This is a genomic window from Massilia sp. NBRC 108631 (assembly GCF_059704565.1).
Genome location: NZ_BAAKJE010000026.1, coordinates 20,961 through 27,922, shown reverse-complemented (window position 1 = coordinate 27,922; position 6,962 = coordinate 20,961). Strand labels below are relative to the sequence as shown.

Below are 6,962 nucleotides of genomic sequence, written 5' to 3'. Positions count from 1 at the left end.
GCGTGTTCAGCTCGTGCGCGATGCCGGCCACCAGCGCGCCCAGCGACGCCATCTTTTCGGACGTGATCAAATTGGCCTGCGCCTGCTTCAGCGTGGCCAGCACCAGTGTCAGGTCGCGGTGCGCCAGCTCGGCGTTGGCCTTCTGCGCGGCCAGCTCGTCCAGGCTGCGCTCCAGCCCATGCTGGGTGTGCACCAGTGCCGCTTCGGTCTTCTGGCGCTCGGCGATGTCGCGCCGCAGCTGCTCGGCCAGCGCGCTGTTGCGCTGTGACACCATCAGCAGCAGCGCAATCAGCGCGCTGATCAGGGTGCCGGCAGCGGCGATCATGCCGACCCGGAAGTGGCCGGTGCTGTAGCGCGTGCCTTCATGGCCGCTGAACTCCATCAGCCAGCGCCGCTCGCCCACGTTGAGGCTGGCCTTGGTGTTCAGCCCTGGCAAGGCCAAGGCCCGTTCGCCGCTGCCGATCTTGCCGGCGCTGTCGTACATCAGCGTGTCCATATTGCGCGGCAACACGCTGTCGTCGCGCAGGTAGCCGCCGTCGTGGATCTGGATCGACATATGGCCCAGCAGCGGCGTGTCGATCACCTCGCGCATCAGGTTGTTGACCCGGAACACGATGGCGACAAAGCCGATCAGCGCGGCGCGGCGCTGCTCCACCGTCTCGAGCGGGCCGTTGCGGTAGATCGGCGCGCGCGCCACGAAGCCGGGCTGGCCGCTGGCATCCTGCACCAGCGTGATGCGCTCGGTGGCGATGATCTGCCCGCTGTCGCGCCCCATCTCCAGCGCGCGCCGGTGCGGCGGCAGCGCCCCCAGGTCAAGGCCGAAGGCGTTCTCGTTGCCCACCATGGGCTCGTTGTATTCGATGATGTAGTGCAGGTCGCGCACGGCGGCCGGGTGGATGTTGAATTGCGGGTAGCCGTCCGGCAGCAAGCTGGTGTCGGCCTGCACGCCGTCGGCAAAACCGGCCAGGCGCCCGGCCGGCACCAGGCGCACGAACTGGATGGCCTGGAAGCCCGGATAGCGCTCGCCCAGGCGCAGCTCGTGCACGTAGCGGTTGAACTCGCTGCGGCTGACCTGGCCGCCGCGCACGGCATACATGCCTTTGATGCTGAGCAGGGTGTCGAAGTAGGTTTGCAGGCGGACGGCGGTGTCGCGCGCGATCTTGTCGGTGTCGCGCTGGAATGTGGTGCGCAAGTTGGACAGCTGGGCGTCGGACACGAACAGGCACACCCACACGGTAATGCAGATGCCGACAACGAACGCCAGGTAACCGTGGATGCGCAAATGCATGGCCATGCTCGACAAGGGGTGCGGCCGCCAGCCTGGCCGCAGGGCTGAATCGACTATAGCATAGCCATGTCGCTACAGAAACAGAAGCTATACATCCAAGCAACAGTTATTGCACCGGATCCTGGAATTCCGCCGCGATGGCCATGAATTGCTGTTCCGCCATCAGCATCGCGTCCACCACGTCCGGATCGAAATGCTCGCCGCTGCCCTGGCGTATCAGTTCGATCGCCGTTTCGTGCGTGAACGCGGGCTTGTAGACCCGCTTGGAAATCAGCGCATCGTACACATCGGCCACCGCCATCAGGCGCGCCGAGACCGGGATGGCTTCGCCGGCCAAGCCTTGCGGGTAGCCGGAACCGTCGTATTTCTCCTGGTGCGAATAGGCGATTTCACGCGCGAAGCGCAGGAAGTCGTTGGAAAAGCCCAGGTGCTGCTCCACCCCGGCAATGGCGTCGCGGCCATACACGGTATGCAGCTTCATCTGCTCGAATTCCTCGGCGCTGAGGCGGCCGGGCTTGAGCAGGATGGCGTCCGGGATGCCGACCTTGCCGATGTCGTGCAACGGCGCGGCCTTGTACAGGAAATCGATATTGCGCTTGCTCAGTTCATGCCCGAAGCGCGGGTGGTCCCGCAGTTCGCGCGCCAGCGCCACCACATAGCGCTGCACGCGGTGGATGTGGTTGGCGCTTTCGCGGTCGCGCGTTTCCGCCAGCGTGGCCAGCGCCCAGATCACCGCGTCCACCATCATCGTCAGTTCGGTGGTGGTTTCCGTCACCAGCTCTTCCAGGTGCAGGCGCTGGTGGGCCAGCAGTTCGGCCGAGCGCTTCAGCTGCAGTTGCAGCGCCACGCGGGCCAGCACGGTTTCGGCGATCAGCGGATGGCTGATGACGTCGGCCGCGCCGTCGCAGTGGCCGCGCTGCTCCAGCTCGTGCCGGCCGTGCGGCACCAGCAGCAGCAGCGGCAGGCCGGCCGTGTCGGGGTTGCGCTTGAGCTGCTGGCACACGGCGAAGCCGTCCAGGTCCGGCAGGTGGGCGTCCAGCAGCACCAGGTCGGGGCGCGGCACCTGCTGGGCAATGCGCAGCGCGGACGGGCCGTCAGCCGCCAGCTTGACCTCGTACTGGTCTTGCAGCAGGCCGCTCAGCCACAGCAGGTTGTCCGGCGCCGCGTCGGCGATCAGGAGGATGGCCTTGTTGTTGTCGTTCATGGACTGCGTCCCATAGAAGCTGAATGAGCTGGATAGTTACCAGCCAGCATCATAGCAGGGAGCGCAAGCTATTCGCACAATGCGGGCGTGCCGTCCTCGAACAGGGCGCCGAAGCAGCGCGTGCAGTGGAAGCAGAACAGGTGGGCGATGCGGACGTTGTCCTGGCGCGGCACCAGCTGCAGCTGGCCCTGACGGCAAGCCGGGCAGAATTCCCGCATGCTGCCGACGGCGGCCACGTCGCCGGCCAGATAGGTATCATCGAAGCGCTCGCCGTCGACCACCGTGACGGGATCGAGTTCAACCAACAACAAGGACGGAGCGTTGCCCCGCAATTCCGGTGTCCGTTTCATCTGATTCATCCCCTCGCCGCTTTCTGGGGAAGCGGGCTCTCTCACCATAGCCAAATCGTGATTGACTGACAAGCGAAACTTTTTTATGAGCGTTTGCTTGCAATTAAATAGCGCACTATCTATACTGTGCGCATGGATACCGCTACGACCACCCCCGCCGCCTCGCCCGCCCCCACCGACACCACGCCGCGCCCAGTGCCGCGCCTGGACGGCCAGCTGTGCTTCGCCCTGTACTCGACCTCGCTGGCGATGAACAAGCTGTACCGCAAACTGCTGCGCAAGCTGGGCCTGACCTATTCCCAGTACCTGGTGATGATGGTGCTGTGGGAAAAGAACGAACAAACCGTGTCGGAACTGGGCGAGCGCCTGTTCCTGGACTCGGCCACGCTGACGCCGCTACTCAAGCGCATGGAGCAGGCTGAGCTGCTGACGCGCACCCGTTGCCCGAACGACGAGCGGCAAGTGATCATCGCGCTCAGTCCCCACGGCGACGCGCTGCGCCACGAAGCGGCCAAGCTGCCGCCGGAAATCCTTGGCGCCACCAACTGCACGCTGGACCAGGTGGTCGACATGAAAGAACAGCTGACCGCGCTGCGCGACAGCCTGATGAAAAACGCCTGAGCCCGCGCGGCGCCTTGCGGCGCGTCAAATCCATGGTGCCGCCGGATGCTGCCCGCAGGCGTAACATGAACTGGACCAGCGGCCTGCGGGAGGGTGAAATGGCTACGGCAGCTACCACGGTTGATCAGTATTCCGAAGTCTTCAGCCAACATCTGGCACCGCCCAGGAAGTCGTTCATGAACTAAGCCTGACGCTCGCGGGGCCGCCGGAGATATCCGCATGCTATTCGCCGGCGGTGCCGGTCCCCGGCGTGCCGAGTCATGGCCGGGGGCGTCACAATCAGCTCATAGCTCAGTTAAGTAAGCCCTCCTCTCAGGTGCCACAGCTGCTGCGATCACATTCGCTCGCTATCGGCAACGCGCTGTTGGCAATCGGCCATTTGCGCATCCCGGCAGACTACCACCTGAGCACCACCATACCCACCAGACAGCTCAGCCAGGCTGCGCAGCGGAGCTCCGCCACCTTCGCCCTGGCTTGACGCGCAATGTATCAAGTAATTTACAAATGAACACAGCTGGACAAACAATTGCTTGAGTAGAATTGCCGCTTAACTTTTTCTTTAGAAAACAGGGATAGCGGAAGATGAAGCGTTTGCCGATCAGTATTGCAGCACTGTGCCTCTCCTTATCGGCCCATGCCGCCGATGCCTTCGACGACAAATTCCGCCAGCTCGACGAGCTGCTGCCGACCGCCACGCCCTACCGCACCGCCTCCGGCGCGCCCGGCCACGCCTACTGGCAGCAGCGCGCCGACTACACCCTGCGCGCTTCCCTGGACGAGGCCAAGCGCGCCATCACCGGCAGCGGCCAGGTCACCTACCACAACAACTCGCCCGACACCCTGCACTACCTGTGGGTGCAGCTGGACCAGAACATCTACAAGCCGGACTCCGATGCGCGCCGCATGCTCACCGCGCCCTCGCGCGAGGCCTGGACCCGCGCCAAGGGCGCCGAGGACGGCATGAAGTTCGAAGGCATGCGCGGCATCCTGGCCGGGCGCGAGTTCGACGGCGGCTTCAAGATCGGCGCCGTGAAAACCGCCGCCGGCCAGCCGCTGAAATACGCCATCAACCAGACCATGATGCGGATCGACCTGCCCACCCCGCTCAAGCCGGGCGAGAAGTTCAGCTTCGCCATCGACTGGCAGTACAACATCAACGAGCAGAAAGTGCTGGGCGGGCGCGCCGGCTACGAGTACTTCGAGCAGGACAAGAACGCCCTGTTCGAAGTGGCGCAGTGGTTCCCGCGCATGGCCGCCTACTACGACGTGGCCGGCTGGCAGCACAAGCAGTTCATCGGCTCCGGCGAGTTCACGCTGGAATTCGGCGACTACGACGTGAGCCTGACCGTACCGGCCGACCACGTGGTGGCCAGCACCGGCGAGCTGCTCAACCCGGAACAGGTGCTCAGCCCGGCCCAGCGCGACCGCCTGGCGCGCGCCCGCACCAGCGACAAGCCGGTGGTCATCGTGACCCAGGCCGAAGCGGAAGCGGCCGAGAAATCGGTCAGCACCGCCACCAAGACCTGGCACTTCAAGGCCAGGAACGTGCGCGACTTCGCCTGGGCCTCCAGCCGCAAGTTCATCTGGGACGCGCAAGGCTACAAGAAGGACGGCACCAACGTCATGGCCATGTCCTACTATCCGAAGGAAGGCAACCCGTTGTGGGAGAAGTACTCCACGCAGGCCATCGTGCACACCATCGAGCAGTACAACAAGTACAGCTTCGACTACCCCTACCCGACCGCGATCTCGGTCAACGGCCCGGTGGGCGGCATGGAATACCCGATGATCTCCTTCAATGGCCCGCGCCCGGTGAAGGACAAGAAAACCGGCGAGATCACCTATTCCAAGCGCTCCAAGTACGGCCTGATCGGCGTCATCATCCACGAAGTGGGCCACAACTACTTCCCGATGATCGTCAACTCCGACGAGCGCCAGTGGACCTGGATGGATGAAGGCCTGAACACCTTCGTGCAATACCTGGCCGAGCAGGCGTGGGAAGAGAACTATCCGCAGACGCGCGGCGAACCGCGCGCCATCGTCGACTACATGCGCAGCCGCAACCAGGTGCCCATCATGACGAACTCGGAGTCGCTGCTACAGTTCGGCAACAACGCCTACGCCAAGCCGGCCACGGCGCTCAACATCCTGCGCGAAACCATTCTCGGCCGCGAGCTGTTCGACCACGCCTTCCGCGAATACGGCCGGCGCTGGAAATTCAAACGCCCTACCCCGGCCGACTTCTTCCGTACCATGGAAGACGCCTCGGGCACCGACCTCGACTGGTTCTGGCGCGGCTGGTTCTACACCACCGACGCGGTCGACATCAGCGTGGACGGCATCAGCGAAGTGGGCGTGAGCACCAAGAACCCGGAGACCGAGAAGGCCTGGAAGAAGGCGCAGAAAGCCGCCGAGCCGGAATCGGTCACCAGCATCAAGAACAAGGGCATGCCGCGCCGCACCGACGCGCATCCCGAGCTGAAGGACTTCTATAACGCGCACGACGACTTCACCGTCACCAACAAGGACCGCAACAGCTACGCCGAAGCCATCGAGAAGCTGGAGCCGTGGGAGAAGAAGCTGCTGGAACAGGGCAAGCACCTGTACCTGGTGGACTTCTCCAACGTCGGCGGGCTGGTCATGCCGCTGATCCTGCAGATCGAGCTCAAGAGCGGCAAGAAGTATGTCGAGCGGGTGCCGGCCGAAGTATGGCGCTACTCGCCCAAGAAGATCACCAAGGTCATCGTCACCGACGAGCCGATGGTGGGCCTGACGCAGGACCCGAACTGGGAAACCGCCGACATCGACACCAGCAACAACGGCTGGCCGCGCAAGGTCACGCCATCGCGCATGGAACTGTACAAGCAGGAACAGGGCCGCGAGGACATGATGAAGGACTACAACACACCGCTGAAGGGCAAGGATGCCAGGACTGAAGCAGGCGAAGTCAAAGGTGAACCCAAGGGCGAGCCGAAAAAATGATGCGCGGCGGCGTTAAGCGGCTGGTGCTGTGCGCCGCGCTGCTGTTCGGCGGCGCGGCGCTGCACGGCCCGGCGGCGGCCCACAACTACCACATGGGCATCACCGACATCAGCTACAACGCCAATACCGGCAGCACCGAGATCGTGCACACCTACACCGCGCACGACGTGGAGGCGCTGCTGGCCAATCTGTACCAGCGCCAGTTCGACCTGGGCCAGCCCGAGGACCAGGCCGTGTTGCGGCGCTACATCGAACGGCAGTTCAGCATCACCGCCGGCGGCAAGCGCCTGCCGCTGCAATGGATAGGCGTGCAGGCCGACGCCGCCAACGTCACCATCTACCAGGAACTGCCGCAGACCGTGCTGCCGCCCGGCGCCGTGCTGCGCCACCTGGTGCTGTCCGACTTCATCCCCGGCCAGCTCAACACCGTCAACGTCGCCGCCGCCCCCTCCGGGCCGGCCGCCCGGTCGCTGACCTTCTCCGCCGCCACAGCGCAACAGGCGCTGCCGTAGCTGCA

The 6,962-nt window shown here is 64.4% G+C and carries 6 protein-coding genes; 3 read left to right on the top strand and 3 right to left on the bottom strand.

Going from position 1 to position 6,962, the window contains the following annotated elements; genetic code table 11:
* From AC6H42_RS02395 to AC6H42_RS02385, 3 genes are all read right to left on the bottom strand, one after another.
* Positions 1-1,288: CHASE domain-containing protein (locus tag AC6H42_RS02395; protein WP_497547336.1), on the bottom strand; the 1,288-nt coding region annotated here is incomplete at its 3' end.
* Between the two features lie 106 nt (positions 1,289-1,394).
* On the bottom strand, positions 1,395-2,492 hold the full coding sequence (locus AC6H42_RS02390) for an HD-GYP domain-containing protein (RefSeq protein WP_497547335.1): 1,098 nt from the start codon (positions 2,490-2,492) through the stop codon (positions 1,395-1,397).
* A gap of 68 nt (positions 2,493-2,560) precedes the next feature.
* A complete protein-coding gene (locus AC6H42_RS02385) occupies positions 2,561-2,842 on the bottom strand; it encodes a hypothetical protein (RefSeq protein ID WP_157200904.1) in 282 nt (93 codons plus the stop codon).
* Between the two features lie 132 nt (positions 2,843-2,974).
* Between AC6H42_RS02385 and AC6H42_RS02380 the strand changes: the two genes are divergently transcribed.
* From AC6H42_RS02380 to AC6H42_RS02370, 3 genes are all read left to right on the top strand, one after another.
* Positions 2,975-3,463, top strand: coding sequence for a MarR family winged helix-turn-helix transcriptional regulator (locus AC6H42_RS02380; RefSeq protein WP_497547334.1), 489 nt, complete (start codon positions 2,975-2,977; stop codon positions 3,461-3,463).
* Between the two features lie 582 nt (positions 3,464-4,045).
* Positions 4,046-6,445 carry a M1 family metallopeptidase gene (locus AC6H42_RS02375; protein WP_057154988.1) on the top strand — a complete coding sequence of 800 codons (2,400 nt, stop codon included), beginning with the start codon at positions 4,046-4,048 and terminating at the stop codon, positions 6,443-6,445.
* Positions 6,442-6,957, top strand: a complete 516-nt coding sequence (locus AC6H42_RS02370) for a DUF6702 family protein (protein WP_497547333.1) — start codon at positions 6,442-6,444, stop codon at positions 6,955-6,957. The genes AC6H42_RS02375 and AC6H42_RS02370 overlap by 4 nt, the downstream gene beginning before the upstream one ends.
* The last annotated feature ends 5 nt before the right edge of the window (positions 6,958-6,962 follow it).

Bases quoted from the DNA above. Each gene is read 5' to 3' on its own strand.
- AC6H42_RS02380 (WP_497547334.1), top strand. From the start codon at position 2,975: ATGGATACCGCTACGACCACCCCCGCCGCCTCGCCCGCCCCCACCGAC.
- AC6H42_RS02375 (WP_057154988.1), top strand. From the start codon at position 4,046: ATGAAGCGTTTGCCGATCAGTATTGCAGCACTGTGCCTCTCCTTATCG.
- AC6H42_RS02370 (WP_497547333.1), top strand. From the start codon at position 6,442: ATGATGCGCGGCGGCGTTAAGCGGCTGGTGCTGTGCGCCGCGCTGCTG.
- AC6H42_RS02390 (WP_497547335.1), bottom strand. From the start codon at position 2,492: ATGAACGACAACAACAAGGCCATCCTCCTGATCGCCGACGCGGCGCCG.
- AC6H42_RS02385 (WP_157200904.1), bottom strand. From the start codon at position 2,842: ATGAAACGGACACCGGAATTGCGGGGCAACGCTCCGTCCTTGTTGTTG.